Origin of the sequence: Amycolatopsis sp. NPDC004625, assembly GCF_040609695.1 — a bacterium.
Taxonomy (GTDB): domain Bacteria; phylum Actinomycetota; class Actinomycetes; order Mycobacteriales; family Pseudonocardiaceae; genus Amycolatopsis.
Window position 1 is genome coordinate 194,384 of record NZ_JBEXKX010000016.1, and the last position, 21,329, is coordinate 215,712.

The 21,329-nt window shown below is 70.7% G+C and carries 22 protein-coding genes; 10 read left to right on the plus strand and 12 right to left on the minus strand.

The window, feature by feature from the left end; genetic code table 11:
* Nucleotides 1-87 precede the first annotated feature (87 nt).
* The 7 genes from ABZW17_RS20760 (at nucleotide 88) to ABZW17_RS20790 (ending at nucleotide 6,103) form a co-directional block, all read left to right on the plus strand.
* Entirely contained in the window at nucleotides 88-1,080 is a 993-nt protein-coding gene (locus ABZW17_RS20760; RefSeq protein WP_354816236.1) for a glycosyltransferase, read from the plus strand.
* Nucleotides 1,077-1,508 carry a GtrA family protein gene (locus ABZW17_RS20765; RefSeq protein ID WP_354816239.1) on the plus strand — a complete coding sequence of 144 codons (432 nt, stop codon included), beginning with the start codon at nucleotides 1,077-1,079 and terminating at the stop codon, nucleotides 1,506-1,508. The genes ABZW17_RS20760 and ABZW17_RS20765 overlap by 4 nt, the downstream gene beginning before the upstream one ends.
* Nucleotides 1,509-1,526: 18 nt before the next feature.
* Nucleotides 1,527-2,981 (plus strand): hypothetical protein, encoded by a 1,455-nt coding sequence (locus ABZW17_RS20770; protein ID WP_354816242.1) that lies wholly within the window; start codon nucleotides 1,527-1,529, stop codon nucleotides 2,979-2,981.
* A 156-nt stretch (nucleotides 2,982-3,137) separates the two neighbouring features.
* Nucleotides 3,138-4,142 (plus strand): glycosyltransferase, encoded by a 1,005-nt coding sequence (locus tag ABZW17_RS20775; protein WP_354816245.1) that lies wholly within the window; start codon nucleotides 3,138-3,140, stop codon nucleotides 4,140-4,142.
* Nucleotides 4,139-4,570, plus strand: a complete 432-nt coding sequence (locus ABZW17_RS20780) for a GtrA family protein (protein WP_354816248.1) — start codon at nucleotides 4,139-4,141, stop codon at nucleotides 4,568-4,570. Before ABZW17_RS20775 ends, ABZW17_RS20780 begins: the two co-directional genes overlap by 4 nt.
* Entirely contained in the window at nucleotides 4,563-5,828 is a 1,266-nt protein-coding gene (locus ABZW17_RS20785) for a mannosyltransferase family protein (RefSeq protein WP_354816250.1), read from the plus strand. The genes ABZW17_RS20780 and ABZW17_RS20785 overlap by 8 nt, the downstream gene beginning before the upstream one ends.
* Nucleotides 5,829-5,836: 8 nt before the next feature.
* A complete protein-coding gene (locus ABZW17_RS20790) occupies nucleotides 5,837-6,103 on the plus strand; it encodes a hypothetical protein (RefSeq protein WP_354816253.1) in 267 nt (88 codons plus the stop codon).
* Nucleotides 6,104-6,110: 7 nt separating this feature from the next.
* On the opposite strand, the gene prfA is transcribed toward ABZW17_RS20790, so the two are convergent.
* The 8 genes from prfA to argS all read right to left on the minus strand — a co-directional run bounded on the left by prfA (nucleotide 6,111) and on the right by argS (nucleotide 16,410).
* Entirely contained in the window at nucleotides 6,111-7,181 is a 1,071-nt protein-coding gene (gene prfA, locus ABZW17_RS20795; RefSeq protein ID WP_354816256.1) for a peptide chain release factor 1, read from the minus strand.
* A 79-nt stretch (nucleotides 7,182-7,260) separates the two neighbouring features.
* Complete coding sequence (rpmE, locus tag ABZW17_RS20800) at nucleotides 7,261-7,488, minus strand: 50S ribosomal protein L31 (protein ID WP_176175187.1); 228 nt, start codon at nucleotides 7,486-7,488, stop codon at nucleotides 7,261-7,263.
* A gap of 181 nt (nucleotides 7,489-7,669) precedes the next feature.
* Nucleotides 7,670-9,655 (minus strand): transcription termination factor Rho, encoded by a 1,986-nt coding sequence (rho, locus tag ABZW17_RS20805; protein ID WP_354816259.1) that lies wholly within the window; start codon nucleotides 9,653-9,655, stop codon nucleotides 7,670-7,672.
* 410 nt (nucleotides 9,656-10,065) lie between these two features.
* The gene (thrB, locus tag ABZW17_RS20810) at nucleotides 10,066-10,950 is read right to left on the minus strand and encodes a homoserine kinase (RefSeq protein WP_354816262.1); all 885 of its coding nucleotides are present in this window, start codon (nucleotides 10,948-10,950) and stop codon (nucleotides 10,066-10,068) included.
* A complete protein-coding gene (gene thrC / locus ABZW17_RS20815) occupies nucleotides 10,947-12,008 on the minus strand; it encodes a threonine synthase (protein ID WP_354816265.1) in 1,062 nt (353 codons plus the stop codon). The genes thrB and thrC overlap by 4 nt, the downstream gene beginning before the upstream one ends.
* Nucleotides 12,005-13,315: a homoserine dehydrogenase gene (locus ABZW17_RS20820; RefSeq protein ID WP_354816268.1), complete on the minus strand. Its 1,311-nt coding sequence runs from the start codon at nucleotides 13,313-13,315 to the stop codon at nucleotides 12,005-12,007. Before ABZW17_RS20820 ends, thrC begins: the two co-directional genes overlap by 4 nt.
* A 5-nt stretch (nucleotides 13,316-13,320) precedes the next feature.
* Nucleotides 13,321-14,751, minus strand: coding sequence for a diaminopimelate decarboxylase (gene lysA, locus ABZW17_RS20825; RefSeq protein ID WP_354816271.1), 1,431 nt, complete (start codon nucleotides 14,749-14,751; stop codon nucleotides 13,321-13,323).
* Between the two features lie 3 nt (nucleotides 14,752-14,754).
* Entirely contained in the window at nucleotides 14,755-16,410 is a 1,656-nt protein-coding gene (gene argS, locus ABZW17_RS20830) for an arginine--tRNA ligase (RefSeq protein WP_354816274.1), read from the minus strand.
* 196 nt (nucleotides 16,411-16,606) lie between these two features.
* Here argS and ABZW17_RS20835 point away from each other — a divergent pair, with 196 nt between their 5' ends.
* Nucleotides 16,607-17,431 (plus strand): DUF3105 domain-containing protein, encoded by an 825-nt coding sequence (locus tag ABZW17_RS20835; protein WP_354816277.1) that lies wholly within the window; start codon nucleotides 16,607-16,609, stop codon nucleotides 17,429-17,431.
* Nucleotides 17,428-18,132, plus strand: a complete 705-nt coding sequence (locus ABZW17_RS20840; protein WP_354816279.1) for a DUF305 domain-containing protein — start codon at nucleotides 17,428-17,430, stop codon at nucleotides 18,130-18,132. The genes ABZW17_RS20835 and ABZW17_RS20840 overlap by 4 nt, the downstream gene beginning before the upstream one ends.
* A gap of 16 nt (nucleotides 18,133-18,148) precedes the next feature.
* On the opposite strand, the gene ABZW17_RS20845 is transcribed toward ABZW17_RS20840, so the two are convergent.
* On the minus strand, nucleotides 18,149-19,069 hold the full coding sequence (locus ABZW17_RS20845; protein ID WP_354816281.1) for a cation diffusion facilitator family transporter: 921 nt from the start codon (nucleotides 19,067-19,069) through the stop codon (nucleotides 18,149-18,151).
* Nucleotides 19,070-19,223: 154 nt separating this feature from the next.
* Nucleotides 19,224-19,643 carry a MarR family transcriptional regulator gene (locus tag ABZW17_RS20850; RefSeq protein ID WP_354816283.1) on the minus strand — a complete coding sequence of 140 codons (420 nt, stop codon included), beginning with the start codon at nucleotides 19,641-19,643 and terminating at the stop codon, nucleotides 19,224-19,226.
* Nucleotides 19,644-19,741: 98 nt separating this feature from the next.
* Between ABZW17_RS20850 and ABZW17_RS20855 the strand changes: the two genes are divergently transcribed.
* Nucleotides 19,742-20,581 carry an SDR family oxidoreductase gene (locus ABZW17_RS20855; RefSeq protein WP_354816286.1) on the plus strand — a complete coding sequence of 280 codons (840 nt, stop codon included), beginning with the start codon at nucleotides 19,742-19,744 and terminating at the stop codon, nucleotides 20,579-20,581.
* A 20-nt stretch (nucleotides 20,582-20,601) separates the two neighbouring features.
* Here ABZW17_RS20855 and ABZW17_RS20860 read toward each other — a convergent pair whose 3' ends face one another.
* Nucleotides 20,602-20,973 (minus strand): transposase, encoded by a 372-nt coding sequence (locus ABZW17_RS20860; protein WP_354816316.1) that lies wholly within the window; start codon nucleotides 20,971-20,973, stop codon nucleotides 20,602-20,604.
* A 28-nt stretch (nucleotides 20,974-21,001) separates the two neighbouring features.
* On the minus strand, nucleotides 21,002-21,262 hold the full coding sequence (locus tag ABZW17_RS20865) for a hypothetical protein (protein ID WP_354816289.1): 261 nt from the start codon (nucleotides 21,260-21,262) through the stop codon (nucleotides 21,002-21,004).
* Between the last annotated feature and the right edge of the window lie 67 nt (nucleotides 21,263-21,329).

Consider the following 21,329-nt stretch of genomic DNA (forward strand, 5'->3'; position numbering starts at 1 on the left):
TTCCGCGCGTATATCCTGGCGGGGGCGGACGCGGTGGCCGTCCACTTCGGCCCCCAGGCCCCTCGACGCCGACCTCCGGGAGCGCCCGTGCCGTCCGAGCCGACCACGCGCCGCCGGGTCGCGTTCGTCTTCCCCATCTACAACGAGGAAGCGAACATCGACCTGCTGCACACCACCGTCGACGAGGTCACCGCGCCCCACGCCGGGCGCTACGACTTCAGCTTCCTCTACGTCGACGACGGCAGCCGGGACGGCTCCCTGGCCAAGCTCACCGAGCTCGGCGCCCGCGACCCGCGGGTCACCGTCATCGAGCTCTCCCGCAACTTCGGGCACCAGATGGCCGTCACCGCGGGACTCGACCTGGTCGACGCCGACGCCGTCGTCATCATGGACAGCGACCTCCAGGACCCGCCGCGGGTGGCGCTCGAGCTGCTCGAAAAGTGGGAGGAGGGTTACGACGTCGTCTACGCGCAGCGCCGGTCGCGGCAGGATTCGCCGTTCAAGCGGTTCACCGCGACCGCGTTCTACTGGTTCCTTCGGCGGATGGCCGCGGTCGACATCCCGAAGAACACCGGCGACTTCCGGCTGATCGACCGCAAAGTGGTCGACGAGCTGCGCAAGTACCGCGAACGCGACCGGTTCCTGCGCGGCCTGGTGAGCTACGTCGGGTTCAAGCAGACCGCGGTGCTGTTCGACCGCGACAAGCGCCACGCGGGCGTCACCGGCTACCCCCTGACGAAGATGCTGCGCTTCGCCGCCGACGGCATCCTCGGGTTCTCGACCACGCCGCTGCGGATGATCACGCGGATGGGGTCGCTGATCTCGGCGCTGAGCTTCCTCGGCGTGCTCTACGTCGTCGGCGTGAAGCTGTTCGCGCCGGAGACGGCGGTGCCCGGCTGGGCGTTCATCACCATCGCGATGTTCTTCCTCGGCGGCATCCAGATCATCATGCTCGGCGTCCTCGGAAGTTACATCGGCAGAACTTATTCGCAGGTGCAGAACCGGCCGCTCTACACAGTCGCGTCGGTACGCACCGGCGTCACCGAGGCCGCCGGGGACCGCCGGAGCGCCGCCCGATGAGGCTCGTCACGGCCACGCAGGTGCGCTTCGGGATCGTCGGGATCGGCAACACCCTGGTCGACGCGCTGGGCTACGCGCTGCTGGTGACGCTCGGCCTGCCGACGTTCGTCGCCAACCTGATCTCGACGACGGCGGGCATGCTGCTGTCGTTCGCGCTGAACCGGAACTTCACCTTCCGCGCGAAGGACGGCGACGTCCGCCGCCAGGCCCTGCTGTTCTTCGGGGTCACCGCGTTCGGGCTGTGGGTGATCCAGTTCGGCGTCATCTCCCTGGTCGGCCACCTGTTCCCGGGGATCAACCTGCTGGTGCCGAAGGGCGCGGCGATCGTGGTCGGGCTGGTCTGGAACTACCTGCTCTACCACTACGTCGTGTTCCGGCACCGGCCGGTGAGCCCGGTGCCCGGTGCAGCACCAGCCGACTCAGCGTGATCTCGTACGCTGGTCCGGGTGCGATCCCGTGAACTGCGCTTCGGCCTGGGCGTTTTCGGCCTTTCCCTGGGCGTGCTGCTGGTCCGGTTCCTCGTGCCCCGGCCGGTCGGGATGGCCGACAACGGCGACGGCTGGCGGCTGCTGTGCGATCTCGGCGGCCGGCACCCGGAACTGAAGTCCGAGTACTACGTCCACTTCAGCTACGGGCCGGGCGTGGCCTGCAAAAGCGACTACATCTCCAGCCAGGCGTGGCTCGACTGGCTCGCGAGCAGGCTCGGCACGCTGCTCGGCTCGTCGGCGCAGCTCAACCTGCTGGTCCTCGGCGCGATCACCGGCGTGCTGATCGCCGTGGGCGTCACGGCGACGGTCCTCGCGCTGGACCTGAGCGTCCGCAACCGCGTCATCGCCACTGTGCTCCTGCTGCTCGTGATGGCCGATTCGGCGTTCTTCGGCTACTTCGCGTCGGTGCTCAGCGAGGGCGCCGGCTTCCTGGGGATGCTGCTGACCGCGGGCGGGCTGCTGCTCATGCACCGCACCGGCGCCTGGCGCTACTGGGGCGCCGCGCTGACCGTGGTGGGCGCCATGATCGGCCTCAACGCGAAGTCGCAGACGCTGCTGCTGATCCCGCTGTTCCTGCTGGCGCTGGCCCTGGTCCGGCCGCTGGGCAAGCGGGGCTGGGCGCGGTGGGCGCTGCCCTTGGGTGTGCTGGTGCTCGTGGGCGCGGGGACGGCGGTGGTGCAGTCGCAGGGCGACCCGGCCAACACCGAGTACCGCGAAGCGAACATGTTCCACGTCGTGTTCGACAGCATCGTCGACGGCAAGCACGACACCGACGCCGACCTCGCCGCGCTGGGCCTGCCGCCGAGCGCGAAGAAGTTCGTCGGCAAGGGCTGGTGGGAAGCACGCCCCTGGACCGACGCCGACTACAACGGCTACTCCGACCGGATCAGCCGCCGGAACGTGCTCCAGTACTACGCCGGGCACCCGGAGCGCACGCTGCAGATCCTCCAGCAGGGCGCGGTCGACACGCTGACGGCCCGCCCCGCGCGGCTCGGCAGCTTCTCGGAGACGTCCGGGCTGCCGCCGATGGCGCAGGAGTACCGCGTGCCGGTGTTCTCCGGGCTGTCCGCGCCGGCCGCGCCGCTGGGGCTGTTCGTGCTGGGCCCGGTGTGGCTGCTGATCGCCTGGGCCGGGATCCGCGCGTTCCGCCGCCGCGCGCGCGAGTACGGGATCGTGGTGTTCTTCCTGCTGCTGTTCGCGGTGGGCCAGTTCGGGCTGTCGGCGCTGGGCGAGGGCGTCGAGGGCGTGAAGCACCAGCTGCTGACGCTGTTCCCGACGTGCCTGGCCTTCGTGTTCGCGGCGCTGAGCCTGCTGCCGCGGCCGGCCCCGCCGGTCGAGGAGGAAGCCGAGGAGGAGCCGGTCACCGAGGTGTTCGACGCCTTCCGCGAGCCGGAGCGGACGGCGTTCCGGTGAGGCCGTCCGACGCGGGTTAACCAGGGTTAACCGGGGGTCTCTCGGCAGGGCGTCCCGTCCCGTCTCCTAGGATGCCGGGCACCGGGTTCGAGGAAAATCTTCACCTGATCGAGCACCGCCCGGGCCGTTTCGCACCGAACTCCGGGGAGTCCCGCAGTGCCGACCAAGCCGACCACCCGCCGGGTGGCGTTCGTCTTCCCGATCTACAACGAGGAAGCGAACATCGACCTGCTGCACAAGACCGTCGACGAGGTCACCGAGCCGCTGGCGGAGCGCTACGACTTCAGCTTCCTCTACGTCGACGACGGCAGCCGGGACGGCTCCCTGGCCAAGCTCACCGAACTGGCGGAGCGCGACAAGCGCGTCACGGTCATCGAACTCTCCCGCAACTTCGGGCACCAGATGGCCGTCACCGCCGGGCTCGACCTGGTCGACGCCGACGCCGTCATCATCATGGACAGCGACCTGCAGGACCCGCCCCGCGTCGCGCTGGAACTGCTCGAGAAATGGGAAGAGGGCTACGACGTCGTCTACGCCCAGCGCCGTTCCCGCCAGGATTCCGCGTTCAAGAAGCTCACCGCCGGGGCGTTCTACTGGTCGCTCCGGAAAATGGCCGCGGTCGACATCCCGAAGAACACCGGCGACTTCCGGCTGATCGACCGCAAGGTCGTGGACGAGCTCCGCAAGTACCGCGAACGCGACCGGTTCCTGCGCGGCCTCGTCAGCTACATCGGCTTCAAGCAGACCGCCGTGTTGTTCGACCGCGACAAGCGCCACGCCGGCGTCACCGGCTACCCGCTGCGCAAGATGCTCCGGTTCGCCGCCGACGGCATCCTCGGCTTCTCGACCACCCCGCTGCGGATGATCACGCGGATGGGGTACCTGATCTCGGCGCTGAGCTTCCTCGGCGTGCTCTACGTCGTCGGCGTCAAACTCTTCGCCCCCGAAACCGCCGTCCCCGGCTGGGCGTTCATCACCATCGCGATGTTCTTCCTCGGCGGCATCCAGATCATCATGCTCGGCGTCCTCGGAAGTTACATCGGCAGAACTTATTCCCAGGTGCAGAACCGGCCGCTGTACGGCGTCGCGTCGGTACGGACCCGTCCCGGCGACCCGGTCGCCGCCCCCGAGAGCGCCGACGCGGGAAGAGGTACCCGGTGAAGCTGATCACGTCGACCCAGCTGCGCTTCGGCCTGGTCGGGGTGGCGAACACCCTCGTCGACGCCCTCGGCTACGCGCTGCTGGTCACGGTGGGCGTCCCGCTGTTCGCGGCGAACTTCGCCTCGACGACCACGGGCATGCTGCTCAGTTTCACCCTGAACCGCAACTTCACCTTCCGCGCGAAGGACGGCGACGTCCGCCGCCAGGCCCTGCTGTTCTTCGGGGTCACCGCGTTCGGGCTCTGGGTGATCCAGGCGCTGGTCATCCTCGGCGTCACGAAGGCGTTCCCCGGGGTGCACGTGCTGATCCCGAAGTTCGCCGGGATCGCGGTCGGCCTGGTCTGGAACTACCTGCTCTACCACAAGGTCGTCTTCCGGCCACGGCCCGTGACGGCCGCCGCGCCGGTCCCGGAGGTTTCCCATGACTAGCACGGCCGTCCCGTCCCGGGTCGCCGACCAGGCCGAGCCGAAGCAGCCGGAAGCCGACAGACCCGGCCGCTGGGCGTGGCTGAACGGCGACTACGCCCGCGTCTTCGCCGTGGTCCTGGCCTGGAACGTGGTGCTGATCGCCGTCGCGTACCTGTTCGGGCCGTCCAGCCCGACCAGCGAGGGCATCCCGAAGACCGGCATCGGCTCGACGGCGAGCCTGCTGGCCCACACCTACCGCTGGGACGCCGGCAACTACGGCGAGATCGCGGTGCACGCCTACACCGGCAGCTACGCCCCGACGCGGGCGTTCTACCCGGTGTTCCCGATCCTGGTCTGGCTGGTGCAGACGGTCAGCTTCGGCACGATCGGCCTGCTCCTCGCCGGGTTCCTGGTCAACCTGGTGGCGACCTGGCTGGCCGCGGTCGCGCTGCTGAAGATCGGCCGCCACTTCTTCGACGGCGAGCGGGCCCCGTGGCTGGTCGTCGCGGCGTTCCTGACCGCGCCCGCCGCGTTCTTCCTGCACGCGTTCTACAGCGAAGCGGTGTTCTGCGCGCTGGGCTTCTGGGCCTACCTGTTCGCGCTGCGCCGCCAGTGGCTGTGGATGGGCCTGACGCTCATCCCGCTGACGGCGTCCCGCATCACGGCGGCGGTGTTCGTCGGCCTGTGCTTCCTGGAGTTCTGGCGCTCGAAGGACTGGAAGCTGCGCGGCCTGCTGTCGTGGAACCTGCTGTGGTTCCCGGCGGCCTTCCTCGGCCTCGGCGGCGTGCTGCTCTACATGAAGCTCCAGACCGGCGACGCGTTCGCCAGCTTCAACGCGCTGAAGGGCGTGAAGAGCTGGTCGTACCACAAGTTCGACCCGAACATCCTCGGGACGCTCTGGGGCGAAGCCAAGCTCACCGCGCACGCGCTGCTCGGGGACGTCCCGATGGACTCGTGGACGCTGATGAGCCACGTGCTGCCGATGATCGGCCTGGCGCTGCTGTTCGCGTCTTCGGTGTACGTCCTGGTCGCGCTGCGCGCGAAGGGCGTCCCGCTGGCGCTGTTCGGCTTCGCGTCGATCGTGATGCTGACGATGAACAGCAACGTCGTGTCGGTGCACCGGTACCTGCTGCCGTGCCTGGTGATGTACGTGGCGCTGGTGCTGTTCGGCGAGCGCCGCCCGCAGCTGCGCGGCGCGGTGCACGTGGTGCTGTACGCGAACGCGCTGGTCTGCGGAACGATCTACATCCGCTTCATCACCGGCTTCTGGGCCGGCTGAGGACCGGCGTGCCCGATATGGACGCCGTGGTCGCCGAGGCGCGGCGGATGATCGAGGACCGGCGGAGCGTGTTCGACCTGCTCGGATTCCTGCGGGGCGAAGAGTCCTTCCCCGGCACGCCGTTCACGTTCCTGCGGGTCCTCCACGAGGCCGGCGGGTTCTCCCTGGTCGACTCGCGGGAGCTGCTGTCGATGTTCGAGCTCGACTGGCGGCCGGGTGCTCCGGCCGCCGAGATCGAACGGCAGTGGGCCGCGATGCTCGACAGCCGGAGCTGACACTCCGTCAGCCGGACTGGGACGCCAGGCGCTCTTCGCGGTCCGCCGTCGCCAGGGCGTCCAGAACGCCGTCCAGCTCGCCGTCCAGGACCTGGTCCAGGTTGTACGCCTTGTAGTTCACCCGGTGGTCCGAAATGCGGTTCTCCGGGAAGTTGTACGTCCGGATCCGCTCGGACCGGTCGACCGTGCGGACCTGCGACTTGCGCGCGTCCGACGCCTTCGCCGCCGCCTCTTCCTCCGCGATCGCCTGCAGCCGGGCCTGCAGCACCTGCAACGCCCGCGCGCGGTTCTGGATCTGGGACTTCTCGTTCTGGCACGACACCACGATGCCCGTCGGCAGGTGCGTGATCCGGACCGCCGAGTCCGTCGTGTTGACGCTCTGGCCGCCCGGGCCCGAGGACCGGAACACGTCGATGCGCAGGTCGTTCGGGTCGATCTCGACCTCGACCTCCTCCGGCTCGGGGTAGATGAGCACCCCGGACGCCGACGTGTGGATGCGGCCCTGGGACTCGGTCGCCGGCACGCGCTGGACGCGGTGGACGCCGCCCTCGAACTTCAGGCGGGACCACACCCCGTCGACGACCGCCGACTTCGTCTTGATCGACAGCGTGACGTCCTTGAAGCCGCCCAGGTCGGAGTCGACCGAGTCGAGGACCTCCGCCTTCCAGCCGTGGCGCTCGGCGTAGCGCAGGTACATCCGCAGCAGGTCGCCGGCGAACAGGGCCGACTCCTCGCCGCCCTCGCCGGACTTGATCTCCATCACGACGTCGGAGCCGTCGTACGGGTCGCGCGGGAGCAACAGCTCGGTGAGCTTCGCCTCCAGCTCCGGGATCCGCGCGCTCAGCTCCTCGGCCTCCGCGGCGAACTCGGCGTCCTCCGCGGCCATCTCCCGGGCGGCCGAGAGGTCGTCGCGGGCGGCGTCCAGCTCGCGGACGGCCCGCACCACCGGTGTCAGCTCGGCGTAGCGGCGGCCGAGCTTGCGGGCGCGCGCCTGGTCGGCGTGCACCGCGGGGTCCGCCAGCTGCTGCTCCAGCTCCACGTGCTCGGCGAGCAGCCCCTTGAGCGAGCTCGAATCCACCTCTGCCACCTCTCAGCCCGGGGAAGAACCACAAAAAACGACGCCCACTCGCGCGGGCGAGTGGGCGTCGTCGGAAAAGCTACTTGGCGTCGGCCTTCTTCTGGCGCTTGCCGTAGCGAGCCTCGAAGCGCGCGACCCGGCCACCGGTGTCCATGATCTTCTGCTTGCCCGTGTAGAACGGGTGGCAGTTCGAGCAGATCTCGACGTGGATGTTGCCGCTGGTCTTGGTGCTGCGCGTGGTGAAGCTGTTGCCGCAGTCGCAGTTCACTTCGGTGACTACGTACTCGGGGTGAATACCGCTCTTCATGGTGTCCTCTCTCGTTGGCTCCGGGTCCCCAGTCGTTCCGCGGGGTGAACCGGTGCCGGACTTCAGCGGGTAATTCTGCCAGACGGGCTGACGAGTACTGGAACGCACCCCGCTGACCAGCTATTCCCACCGGAAAGGGGGCCTCCCCGGCGCACCGGGAAGGCCCCCTTTCAGACGGGACTCAGTCGTCTTCGCCGCCGCCGAGGGCGGTCTTCGAGACCTGCATCAGGAACTCGACGTTGGTCTTCGTCTTCCGCAGCCGCGAGATCAGCAGGTCGATGGCCTGCTGCGAGTCGAGCGCGTGCAGCACCCGGCTCAGCTTCACCGTGACCGCGAGCTCGTCCGGCGAGAGCAGCAGCTCGTCCTTGCGGGTACCGGACGGGTTGACGTCGACCGCCGGGAACACGCGGCGCTCGGCGATCTTCCGGTCCAGCTTCAGCTCGGCGTTGCCGGTGCCCTTGAACTCCTCGAAGATGACCGTGTCCATCGTCGAGCCGGTCTCGACCATCGCCGTGGCGAAGATGGTCAGCGAGCCGCCGTTCTCGATGTTGCGGGCCGCACCCAGGAACCGCTTGGGCGGGTACAGCGCGGTCGAGTCGACACCACCGGACAGGATCCGGCCGGACGCCGGGGCGGCCAGGTTGTACGCCCGGCCCAGCCGCGTGATCGAGTCGAGCAGCACGACGACGTCGTGGCCCATCTCGACCAGGCGCTTGGCCCGCTCGATCGACAGCTCCGCGACCGAGGTGTGGTCGGACGGCGGCCGGTCGAAGGTCGAGGCGATGACCTCGCCCTTCACCGAGCGCTGCATGTCGGTGACCTCTTCCGGACGCTCGTCGACCAGGACGACCATCAGGTGGCACTCGGGGTTGTTCGTGGAGATCGCGTTCGCGATGTCCTGCATGATCGTGGTCTTACCGGCCTTCGGCGGCGACACGATCAGGGCGCGCTGCCCCTTGCCGACCGGCATGATCAGGTCGATCACGCGGGTGGTGAGCTTGTGCGACTCGGTCTCGAGGCGCAGCCGCTCGTTCGGGTACAGCGGGGTCAGCTTGGTGAAGTCCGGACGCCGCTTGGCCTCGTCCGGCTCCAGGCCGTTGATCGAGTCGACGCGCACCAGCGGGTTGAACTTCTGCCGCTGCTGCTCGCCGTCACGCGGCTGGCGCACGACACCGGTGATGGCGTCACCGCGGCGCAGGCCGTACTTGCGGACCAGCGACAGCGAGACGTACACGTCGTTCGGGCCGGCGAGGTAGCCGGAGGTGCGGACGAACGCGTAGTTGTCGAGGACGTCCAGGATGCCCGCGACGGGCAGCAGGACGTCGTCCTCGCGGATCTCGGTGTCCGGCGAACCGCCGTCACGCTGGCCGCCGCCACTGCCCCGGCGACGGCGGTCGCGGAAGCGACGGCCGCGACGGCCGCCTTCCTCGTCGTCGTCCGGCTGCTGGTTGCGGTTGTCCTGGCCGCCGCGGTTGCCGTCCTGCTGGCCGCCGCGCTGGCGGTTGTCGCCGCGGTTGCCGTCCTGGCGGTTGTCACCCCGGCTGTCACCGCGGTTGCCGCCCTGGCGCTGCTGGTCGCGGTTGCCGCCCTGCTGGCGGTCGCCCTGCTGGCGGTCGCCGCCCTGGCCCTGCTGGCGGTCGCCACCCTGGCCCTGCTGGCGGTCGCCGCCCTGCTGGCCGTCCGGGGCACCGGCGGCGCGGTTGGAACCGCGGCGACGCCGGCTGCGGCCGCCCTCCTCGGACTGGCCGTCCTGGCCCTGGGGGCCGTCCTGCCGGTCCTGCTGCGGGCGCTCGGCCGGCGGCTGGGTGTCCGCGGGCGCGGAGGCGGGCGCCTCGGCCTTCGGCTCCGGCTTGGTCTCGGGCGCGGGGGCCGCCGCCTTCGCCTCGGCCTTGGCGGCCTTCGGCGGCTCGCCGACGCCCTCGAGCGGCAGCGTCTCGGCCGCCGCACGCGGCTTGCGGGACTTGCCCTGGCGCTCGCGGATCGCGGCGATCAGGTCGCCCTTGCGCATGCCCGTCGTCTCGCCGACGCCGAGCTCCCCAGCCAGCGAACGCAGTTCGGCGACGGTCTTTCCGGTCAGCCCGCCGACCGCCCGCTTGGGAGCGGGGGTCGTGCCGTTCGATCCGGCCGTGTCGCTACCCACGTCGCTCAAAAGATCGGTGTTGCTCACACATGTCCTTCCTGACCGATCCACGCCTCCAGGCGGATCAGCGGACTGCCGCTCGCTTCTGATCGCGAACCGGCGTAGTTGCCCCCCGATACGCGAGATGAGCTCTTCGGCCGTGCGGAACACAGCTGGAGCGCCTCCACCACAGGGGTTTGCGTCCTCCATTCGGAGGACACGGAATTCGGCACCGCCGAGACCGGAAACCCGCCTGCGTCCCTCCGCGTTACCCCGCGTGCCAGGCGGTGCGGATTCGGCGGATCGACGAAGGATGCGGATCCGGGGATTCCCCGGGACCGGCATCGGGTGCGGAAACGCACGGTGATCGAACGCCCCCGAGGGTAGACCGCGGCGGTGCCGGGTGCAACAACCACCCCCCGCGTGGCGGGCGTGGCGGCAGGCACGTGACCCAGCCTTTACTGAGCCGCAACCTGCACACCCGCGAGATCCACGGGCAGCTCGAAGACGTCGAAACCCTCAACGCCGGCCCCGGGCGGGAGTATTCCCGTGGTGGTCAGCGCGAGCACCGTCGGACCGGCGCCGGAGACGGCGGCGGCCACGCCGTGTGCACGGAGCGTCGCCACCAGCTCCGTGCTCGCCGGGTACGCGGGAGCGCGGTAGTGCTGGTGCAGCCGGTCCTCGGTGGCCGGGAGCAGCAGCTCCGGCTTCGCCGTCAGGGCGTGGACGGCGAGCGCGGCGCGGCCGGCGCTGTGCGCGGCGTCCGCGTGCGGCACCGTCGCCGGCAGCAGGCCGCGGGTGGTCGCGGTGGCCGAGCGCACCGACGGCACGGCCACCACCGGCCGGATCGACGCGTGCGGGGTGAGCCGTTCGGCGTGGAACTCCCCGCCGTCGCACCAGGCCAGGACCAGGCCGCCGAACAGGCTGGCGGCGGCGTTGTCGGCGTGGCCTTCGAAGCCGGCCGCGAGCTGCAGTGCGTCGAACGCGTCGATTTCCCGGCCCGCCAGCGCGTACCCGGCGGCCACGCCGGACACCACCGCGGCCGCGGACGAGCCGAGGCCGCGCGCGTGCGGGATCGCGTTGGCGCAGCGCAGGTGCAGGCCGGGCGGCTCGACGCCGAGGTGCGCGCAGGTCCGCCGGATCGCCCGCACGACCAGGTGGGTTTCGTCGGTGGGGACGTCCTCGACCCCGCCCGCGCCGGCGTCGAGGACCTCGACCTTGAGCCCGGTGTCGGTGACCCGCACCTCGACGACGTCGTACAGGCCCAGCGCCATCCCGAAGGCGTCGAAGCCGGGCCCGAGGTTCGCCGTCGACGCCGGGACGGTGACCTTGAACGCGGTCACCGCAGGTCCAGCGCCGCCGCGACGGCCGAGGGGTCCACGGCGAGGGGTTCGACCTCGACGTTGCCCGCCAGGGCCGTCTGCGGGTCCTTCAGGCCGTGGCCGGTGACCGTGCACACGACGCGGGAGCCCTTCGGGAGCCGTCCGTCGGCGGCCGTCGCGAGCAGGCCCGCCACGCTGGTCGCCGACGCCGGCTCGACGAACACGCCCTCGCGCGCGGCCAGCAGCCGGTACGCCTCGAGGATCTTTTCGTCCGTGACGGCGTCGAACAGCCCGTCGGACTCGTCCTTCGCCTTCACCGCGGCGGTCCACGACGCCGGGCTGCCGATCCGGATCGCCGTCGCGATCGTGTCCGGGTCGCGCACCGGCTCGCCCAGCACGAGCGGCGCCGCACCGGCCGCCTGGAAGCCGAACATCCGCGGCGTGTTCTTCACCACATCGTCGGCCGCGTACTCCGAATACCCCGCCCAGTAGGCGGTGATGTTCCCGGCGTTGCCGACCGGCAGGCAGTGGATGTCCGGCGCCTCGCCGAGGACGTCGCAGATCTCGAAGGCCGCGGTCTTCTGGCCGGCGATGCGGACCGGGTTGACCGAGTTGACCAGCGTGACCGGGTAGTCGGCGGCGGTCTTGCGGGCCAGCTCGAGGCAGTCGTCGAAGTTGCCGTCGACCTGCAGGATCCGCGCGCCGTGCAGCACGGCCTGGGCGAGCTTGCCCATGGCGATCTTGCCCTGGGGCACCAGCACCGCGCAGGTGAGCCCGGCACGGGCGGCGTAGGCGGCGGCCGAGGCGGAGGTGTTGCCGGTCGACGCGCAGATCACCGCCTTGAGGCCGCTGGCCAGCGCGTGCGTGATGGCCACGGTCATCCCGCGATCCTTGAACGAGCCGGTCGGGTTCGCGCCTTCGACCTTGAGGTGCACGTCGCAGCCGGTCAGCTCGGACAGGTGCCGCGCGGGCAGCAACGGCGTGTTGCCCTCCCCGAGCGTGACGACCTGTGCGCCGTCCGGGACCGGGACGCGATCCCGGTACGCCTCGATGAGCCCGGGCCAAGGGTGCCTGATCACTGGTCTTCGCCTTCCACCCGCATCACGCTGACAACTTCGTGGACGACGTCGAGCCGGCCGATCTGGTCCACAGTGGACTGGAGCGCCGCGTCGGGCGCCTGGTGCGTCACCACGACCAGGCTTGCGCGGTCGCCGACGTCGCTCTGGCGCACCGCCGCGATGCTGACGCCGTGGTCGGCGAACGCCTGCGCCACCTGGGCGAGCACGCCCGCGCGGTCGGCCACCGACAGGCTCACGTGGTACCGGGTCGGCGTCTGGCCCATCGGCCGCACCGGCAGGGCCGCGTGCGCGGATTCGCGCGGGCCGCGGCCGCCGGCGACCCGGTTGCGGGCCACCGCGACCAGGTCGCCGAGCACCGCGCTCGCGGTGGGCGCGCCGCCCGCGCCCTGGCCGTAGAACATCAGCTCGCCCGCGGCGTCGGCCTCGACGTAGACGGCGTTGAACGCGCCGCCGACGCCGGCCAGCTGGTGGCGGCGCGGGATCATCACCGGGTGCACGCGGGCGGACACCGACTCGACGCCGTCGTCGTCGGCGACCCGCTCGCAGATGGCCAGCAGCTTCACCGTGCGGCCGAGCATCCGGGCCGCGGCGAGATCCGCGGCCGTGACGTCGGCGATGCCTTCGCGGTGCACGTCCGACGCCGTGACGCGGGTGTGGAAGGCGAGGGAGGCGAGGATCGCGGCCTTCGACGCGGCGTCGTAGCCGTCGACGTCGGCGGTCGGGTCGGCCTCGGCGTACCCGAGCCGGCTGGCCTCGTCGAGCGTCTCGGCGTAACCGGCGCCGGTGGAGTCCATCGCCGACAGGATGTAGTTCGTGGTGCCGTTGACGATGCCCATCACGCGGGTGATCCGGTCACCGGCCAGGGATTCCCGCAGCGGGCGCAGCAGCGGGATGGCGCCCGCCACCGCGGCCTCGAAGTACAGGTCGGCGCCCGCGGCGTCGGCCGCCTCGAACAGGTCCGCGGAGTGCTCGGCCAGCAGCGCCTTGTTCGCCGTGACGACCGACTTCCCGGCCTTCAGCGCGGCCAGCAGCCAGCCGCGCACCGGCTCGATGCCGCCGACCAGCTCGACCACGACGTCGACGCCGTCGCTGGTCACCAGCTGCTCGACGTCGGAGGTCAGCAGCTCCGGCGGCAGTTCGGGGTGCTTGTCCGGGCGGCGGACGGCGATGCCGGCCAGCTCGACCGGCGCGCCCGCCCGGGCGGCCAGCTCCCCCGCCTGCTCGGTGAGCAGCCGGGCGACCTCGCCGCCGACGGTTCCGCAGCCGAGCAGCGCGACCCTGATGGCCTTCTCCTGTGGGGCAGCCACTGTGTTCAGACCTCCAGGCGCAGCATGTCGTCGGTCGTCTCCCGCCGCAGCAGCAGCCGCGAGCTGCCGTTGCGGACGGCGACCACGGCCGGGCGGGGCATCCGGTTGTACGTGCTCGCCATCGAATAGCAGTACGCACCGGTCGCCGCGACCGCCAGCAGGTCGCCGGGAGCCAGCGTGTCGGGCAGCCAGCAGTCTCGTACGACGATGTCGCCGGACTCACAGTGTTTTCCCACGACCCGGGACAGCACGGCCTGGACCGGCTGCCCGTCGTCGCCCGCGGAGCGGGACACGACCCGGACGTCGTACACCGCGTCGTAGAGCGCGGTCCGGATGTTGTCGCTCATCCCGCCGTCGACGCTGACGTACCGCCGCGCGGACTCGTCGCCGAGCGAGACGTCCTTGATGGTGCCGACCTCGTAGAGCGTGACCGTGCCGGGCCCGGCGATCGCGCGGCCCGGCTCGCCGGCGATCCGCGGCACCGGCAGGCCCGCGTACGCGCACTCCTTGCGGACGATCTCGCGGATCTGCGTGATCATCTGCGCGGGCGGTGGCGGGTTGTCCTTCTCGGTGTACGCGATGCCGAAGCCGCCGCCGAGGTCGACCAGGCTCAGCTGGTCGAGCAGCTCGGGGCCGTGCTCCTTGGCCAGGTCGGCGAGCAGCCCGACGACGCGGCGGGCGGCGACCTCGAAGCCGTCGGCGTCGAAGATCTGCGAGCCGATGTGGCTGTGCAGGCCGACCAGCTTGAGCGAGCGCGCGTTGAGCACCCGGCGCACGGCCTCAGCGGCGTCGCCGCTCGCGAGGGAGAAGCCGAACTTCTGGTCCTCGTGCGCGGTCGCGATGAACTCGTGGGTGTGCGCCTCGACGCCGACGGTGACCCGGATCAGCACCGGCTGCACGACGTCGTGGCGCGCGGCGATGTCGGCCAGCCGGGCGATCTCGAAGTAGGAGTCGAGCACGACCGTGCCGACACCCGCGACGACCGCCGCTTCCAGCTCCGCGGGCGACTTGTTGTTGCCGTGGAAGGTGGTCCGCTCGGCCGGGAAGGCCGCGCGCTGGGCCACGGCGAGCTCGCCGCCGCTGCAGACGTCCAGGCTCAGCCCCTGCTCGGCCACCCAGCGGGCGATCTCGATGGAGAGGAACGCCTTGGACGCGTAGTGCACGAGCGACGGGTCGTCGAACGCCTCCGCGTAGTCGGCGCAGCGGGACTTGAAGTCGGCTTCGTCGACGACGAACAGCGGCGTGCCGTGCTGCTCGGCCAGCTCGCGGACGTCGACCCCGGCGATCCGGACGACGCCGTCGGCGGCGCGGAAGGTGTTGCGCGGCCACACTTTCGCCGGCAGCTTGTCGAGTTCTTCGACCCCCGACGGCTGGAGCCCGGAGGTGTCGGCGTGGGGGTAGACGTCGGCGTGCCTGGGGCCCGCGGGGTGCGCCATTTCTTACATCCGTTCCGGAGCGGAGACACCGAGGAGGGCGAGGCCGTTCGCCAGCACCTGGCGGGCGGCTTCGCAGAGCGCGAGCCGGGCGTACGTCAGAGGGGTCGCCTCTTCGTCGCCCATGGGCAGCACGCGGCCCACGGTGTAGAACTTGTGGTAGGCGCCCGCGAGTTCTTCGAGGTAGCGCGCGATCCGGTGCGGCTCCCGCATTTCGGCGGCGCGGCGCACGGTTTCCGGGAATTCGCCGATGGTGCGGATCAGGTCGCCCTCGGCGGGCAGCGTCAGCAGTCCGAAGTCGACGTCCGAAGTGGACTTGATGCCGAGGTCGGCGGCGTTGCGCTGCAGGGACGCCAGCCGCGCGTGCGCGTACTGGACGTAGTAGACGGGGTTGTCGTTGGAGTGCTTGCGCAGCAGGTCCAGGTCGACGTCCAAAGTGGAGTCGACCGAGTAGCGGATCAGCTCGTAGCGGGCCGGGTCGACGCCGACGGCCTCGACGAGGTCCTCCATGGTGATCACGGTGCCGGCGCGCTTGGACATCCGGACCGGCTTGCCGTCGCTGACCAGGTTGACCATCTGGCCGATCAGCACCTCGACCGTGGCCGGGTCGTCGCCGAACGCGGCGGCCGCGGCCTTCAGGCGGGCGATGTAGCCGTGGTGGTCCGCGCCGAGCATGTAGATGCACAGGTCGAAGCCGCGGTTGCGCTTGTCCTTGAAGTAGGCCAGGTCACCGGCGATGTAGGCCGGGTTGCCGTCCTGCTTGATGACGACGCGGTCCTTGTCGTCGCCGTACTCCTTCGACTTCAGCCACCAGGCGCCGTCTTCGAAGTAGAGGTTCCCGGAGTCCTTGAGCTCCTGCACGGCCGCGCCGACCGCGCCGGACTCGTGCAGCGAGTTCTCGTGGAAGTAGACGTCGAAGTCGGTGCCGAACTCGTGCAGGCTCTGCTTGATCTCGCCGAACATCAGGTTGATGCCGATCCGGCGGAACGTCTCGTGCCGCTGCTCCTCCGGCAGCGAGAGCGCGCTCGGCTCGGCCTTGATGACCTCGGCGGCGATGTCGTTGATGTAGCCGCCCGCGTAGCCGTCCTCCGGCGCGGGCTCGCCCTTCGCGGCGGCGATCAGGGACCGGACGAACCGGTCGATCTGGGCGCCGGCGTCGTTGAAGTAGTACTCGCGGGTGACGTCGCCGCCCTGCGCGGCCAGCACGCGGCCCAGCGCGTCGCCGACCGCGGCCCAGCGGGTGCCGCCGAGGTGGATCGGGCCGGTCGGGTTCGCCGAGACGAACTCGAGGTTGATCCGGGTGCCGGCCAGCGCGTCGCCGCGGCCGTACGCGGCGCCGGCGTCGAGCACCTGGCGCACGATGTCGCCCTGCGCGGCGGCGGCGAGCCGGAAGTTGAGGAAGCCGGGGCCGGCGACCTCGGCCGAAGCGACGCCGTCGTCCGCCGAGACCGCCTCCGCGAGCGCCTCGGCGAACTCGCGCGGCTTGAGGCCGGCCTTCTTGGCCACCTGCAGGGCCAGGTTCGTCGCGTAGTCGCCGTGGTCGGGGTTGCGCGGGCGTTCGATGGTCACCTGCTCCGGCAGCACGGCGTCGTCGATGCCGCGTGCGGCGAGCACCTGCACGGCGGAGCTGCGGACCAGGTCGGCGAGAGCGGCGGGAGTCACTTGCCGAATTCTAGGTGTGCCCTGGTCGCGCGCTTGCATCGGTCTCGAAGACGTCACGGCCCGGAGGTACGTGAGGTGTTAACGGTGATCAGACGGGTGGCCCCTAGACTGGCCGGGGCGGGAATCCGTCCGCAGCCACCAGAGGGAGAACGCGGAAGCCATGGCGAACGGGACAACTCGGAAAAAGGGGTCGGCGGTGAAGGCGGCCCGCGGTTCCGTGGTGAGCAAGAAGGGGACGCCCTGGGGCACGATCATCGCCGTCGTCGCCATCGTGGCGCTGGCCGCTTCGGTGATCATCTACTACATGGTGCAGTCCGCGCCCAAGCGGGCACAGGAAGACCGCGAGGCCGCCGCCGCGTCGTTCGCGCCGACCGCGTCGGACCCCGACCCCTCGAAGCGCATCCCGGGCGTGGTGACCGCGACCTACACCGGCAGCGTGCACGTCCTCCCGACCGAGCGCGTCGCCTACGACAAGACCCCGCCGTTCGGTGGCCCGCACGACGGCTACTGGGCGGCGTGCACCGGCGTCGTCTACCCGAACGCGGTGCGGACCGAGAACATGGTGCACGCGCTCGAGCACGGCGCCGTGTGGATCGCCTACAACCCGCAGCAGGTCACCGGCGACGCGCTGAACCAGCTCAGCGTCCGCGTCAAGGGCAAGCCGTTCACGATGATGTCGCCCTACCCGGGCCTCGACAAGCCGGTCTCGCTGCAGTCGTGGGGCCACCAGCTGAAGCTGGACGACGTCAACGACGCGCGGATCGACGAGTTCATCGCGGCCCTGCGCACCAACCCGAACGGGGTCTACCCCGAGGTCGGCGCGTCCTGTGACGCCCTCGGCCCCGGCCAGTTCGACCCGGACAACCCGCCGCCGTTCGACCCGTCGAAGCCGGGTCCCGACGCCAAGCCGATGGACTACAAGGGCACCGCGGGCGCGCAGCAGGAGCAGGGCGGCATGAACCAGCCCTCGGGCGCGCCTTCGACCGGTGCCCCGGCGCCTTCGGCGACGCCGACCAAGTGACGTCCGAAGAGCCCGTCGAGCAGCCGACCTGGTCACGCTGGGTGATCATCGGCGGGACGCTGCTCGCGGTCCTGCTGATCGGCGCGACGGCGGGCATGTTCCTCACCCGCGCCCTCGACGACAGCCCGGCGGCCACCCCGGCCGCCGGGTCCGTCGAGGTCGGTTTCGCGCAGGACATGTCGACCCACCACCTCCAGGCCGTGACGATGGCCGGCTGGGCCCGCGACCACTCGACGGACCCGGAGATCCGCCAGCTGGCGTTCGACATCGAGCGCACGCAGCTGGAGCAGGTCGGCCGCATGAAGGGCTGGCTCATGCTGTGGGACCAGCCCGAGCAGGCGATCGGCGCCCCGATGCAGTGGATGACCGAGCCGATGTCCGGCCACGGTGACATGCCGGGGATGTCGATGGCCCCGGTGTCGGTCAACCCGGCCGGCAGCGCGCTGATGCCGGGCATGGCGACGGACGCGGAGCTGGCCAAGCTGCGTTCGCTGTCGGGCAAGCAGCTGGACGTGTTCTTCCTGCAGCTGATGCTCCGCCACCACCAGGGCGGCACGGCGATGGCCCAGTACGCGGCGTCGCATTCCTCGCTGCCGGCGTTGAAGGCGCTGGTGAACAGCATCATGACGTCGCAGGGCGCGGAGATGGACCAGATGAAGCTGATGCTTTCGAGCCGGGGCGCCCAGCCACTGCCGGCCTAGCTGTTCCCGGCTCGCCTCACCAGGAAAGTTCCTGGCAGCGGCGCGCGCACTGCGGCGCCTCCACCTGCAGCGTCGCGTGCTCGATCGCGTACCGCGACGACAGCAGGTTCTGCGCCTCCGTCAGCACGTCCGACTGCTTCGCGGGCGGAGCCAGGGTCAGGTGCGCCGAAGCCACCTCCATGCCCGACGTCAGCGTCCAGACGTGCAGGTCGTGCACGTCCGCCACGCCCGGCAGCGCGGCCAGCTCCGCGTTGATGGCGCCGACGTCGACACCCTGGGGCGCGTGCTGGAACAGGATGCGCAGCGCCCGGCGGGCGAGGATCCACGTGCGGGGCAGCACGAACAGCCCGATGGCGACACCGATGATCGGGTCGGCGTAGCGCCAGCCCGTCAGGAGCGTCACCGCGCCGCTGACCAGCACGCCGACCGAGCCGATCAGGTCGGCCAGCACTTCGAGGTACGCGCCGCGGACGTTGAGGCTCTCCTTCGCCCCCGAACGCAGCACGGCGAACGACACGATGTTGGCCACCAGGCCCGCGGCCGCGGCCAGCAGCACCGGGAGCCCGGGCACCGCCGGCGGGTCGCTGATCCGGCCGATCGCCTCGACGAGGACGTACCCCGCGACGCCGAACAGCAGGATCGCGTTGCCGAGCGCGGCCAGCACCTCCGCGCGGTAGAGGCCGAAGGTGCGGCTGACCGTCGGGCCGGAGCGGCGCGCCAGGATGATCGCGGCCAGCGCCATGCCGACGCCGAGGACGTCGGTGAACATGTGCGCCGCGTCGGAGATCAGGGCCAGCGAGCCGGTCGTGAAGCCGACGACGAACTCGAGCACCATGAAGCCGGCGCCGACGCCGAGGGCGATGGTCAGGCTCCGCACGTACCGGCCCGACGCACTCGCCGGCTCGATCGCGTGCCCGTGTCCGTGTCCGTGCCCCATTCCGCCTCCGTTCCCGGTTCACCGTCGGGCCAAACATATAGTCGAATGCGCATATATGCAACAGAGGGCAGCCTAAGTTCACCCACCCGCAAGCTACCGCGCGCGGCGCGTGCCGACCAATCCACCAGGCGGGGTTTCCCACCCGGCGGACTCGTCACGCTTCGCCGTCGACCATCCGCTGCAGCAGCTCTCGCAATCGGACACGCTCCTCCGGAGCAAGCGCAGCCAGCGGTTCTGCGGCGAAGCCGAGCGAGCGCCGGAAGTTGCGCGCGAGTACCGCGCCCGCCGGCGTGGCGACGATGTTCTTGATGCGCCGGTCGCGCTCGTCCGGACGCCGCTCCACCAGGCCGCGCGCTTCGAGGCGGTCGATGATGCCGGTCACGTTCGACCGCTCCGACTTCAGCTTCTCCGCGATCCGGTGCATCGGCAGCGGCTCCCGCAGCGCGGCGAGCACCTTGGCCTGCACCGTCGTCAGCCCCTGCGACGCCGCGGCAGCCTCGTACGACTCCGTGAACCGGTCGACGATCCGCGCGAGCAGGGCGACGACGTCGTCGGTGATCGGGTCAGCGCTCATCTACCGATGATAGAGGAATAGTTGACTGCATGAACCATCCATGCCTATAGTGATTTTAGTTCACTGCATTAACCATCATCCACCTGAAGCAGGTACCCATGACGAGCAACGACCGCGTCGCCCTGATCACCGGCACGTCCACCGGGATCGGCCTCGCCACGGCGGTGCTGGCGGCCCGGCGCGGCTTCCGCACGGTCGCCACCCTCCGCGACACCACCCGCGCCGACCGCCTGCGCAAGGCCGCCGACGACGCCGGCGTCGAGCTGGACGTCCGCCCGCTCGACGTCACCGACGCGCAGTCCGTCACCGCGGCGTTCGAAGGCGTCCTCGCCGACTACGGCCGCCTCGACGTCCTGGTCAACAACGCCGGCGCCGGCCACGTCGGCACGATCGAGCAGGAACCGCTCTCGGCGCTGCGCGACACCATGGAGGTCAACTTCTTCGGCGTCGCCGAAGCGACCAAGGCCGCGCTGCCGGCGTTGCGCGCGAGCGGCGGCCGCCTGATCACGGTGACGAGCGTCGGCGGCGTGGTCGGCCAGCCCTTCAACGAGGCGTACTGCGCGGCGAAGTTCGCCGTCGAGGGCCTGATGGAGTCCCTGGCGCCGGTCGCCGCGGCGCAGGGCGTCACGGTGTGCGTCGTCGAACCGGGCGCGGTCGCGACGGAGTTCGTCACCAACGTCGGCGTCGACGAGCGGCTCTTCGCCGAAGCCGGCCCGTACGCCGGCTCCCTGCAGAAGTACATCGCCAACGTCACGCAGTCGTTCCAGAGCGCGCAGACCGCCGACGAGGTCGCCGAGGTGATCCTGGGCGCGATGACGGCGGACGCGCCCGCGTTCCGGATCCAGACGTCGAAGTGGGCCGAGGAGTTCGCGGCGGTCAAGTTCGCCGACCTCGACGGCTCGGCCGTCCAGCGCCTGACCGGCGGCTGGCTCGCCTAGACGAGTAATGCGTAACTCGGTCAGTGGTCGTAGGCCGTTAGTGATCGGGTGACGGGTTGGCTGGTGGCGCGGTTGTGCCAGATGGCGGCGGTCAACGCGAGGAGGCGTTGGGCGATGCGGACGCCGACGCCTTCGATGGTGCGGCCGCCGTGTTGTTCCAGGTTGAGCTGGCCTTTGAGGGTGTCGTTGACCGATTCGATGAGCTGGCGGATCGATTTGAGCAGCGGCTCACCGGGATGAGGCCGGCGGTTGCGGTAGGACGGCCGGATCAACCGGACCCCGCGCTCGTCGAGCAAGCGGTCCAGTTCGGCGGAGACGTAGCCCTTGTCGGCGATGATCAGCAGACCGGGCCGGTCGGCGAGCAGGCGGGGGTTGTGGTCGCAGATCGCCATGAGCACCTGCCGCTCGTCGACCTTCGGATCAGCCAACGCCCAGGCGACCGGCAGCCCGGCCGGCCGGGCTGCAGACCAGGTGCAGCCGCAGTCCCCAGAACCAGCGCGAGTGCGATCGGCAGAAACCGTACTTGGCCCACCCCGCCAGCTCCGAACGCATGACCGTCGGCCGGGACCGGCCGCACTCGACCGGGGTGGAGTCGACGATCCAGGTGGTGTCGGTCCACAGGTCGGTGTCCGCGGCCAGCCAGCGCATCACGAGCTTGACCAGCGGCAACGCGGCACGCAAGCGGCGGTTATAGCCGGACTAGCCAGGCAGGTAGCGGAACGCTCCGGGCATCCGGGCAGACAGGAAC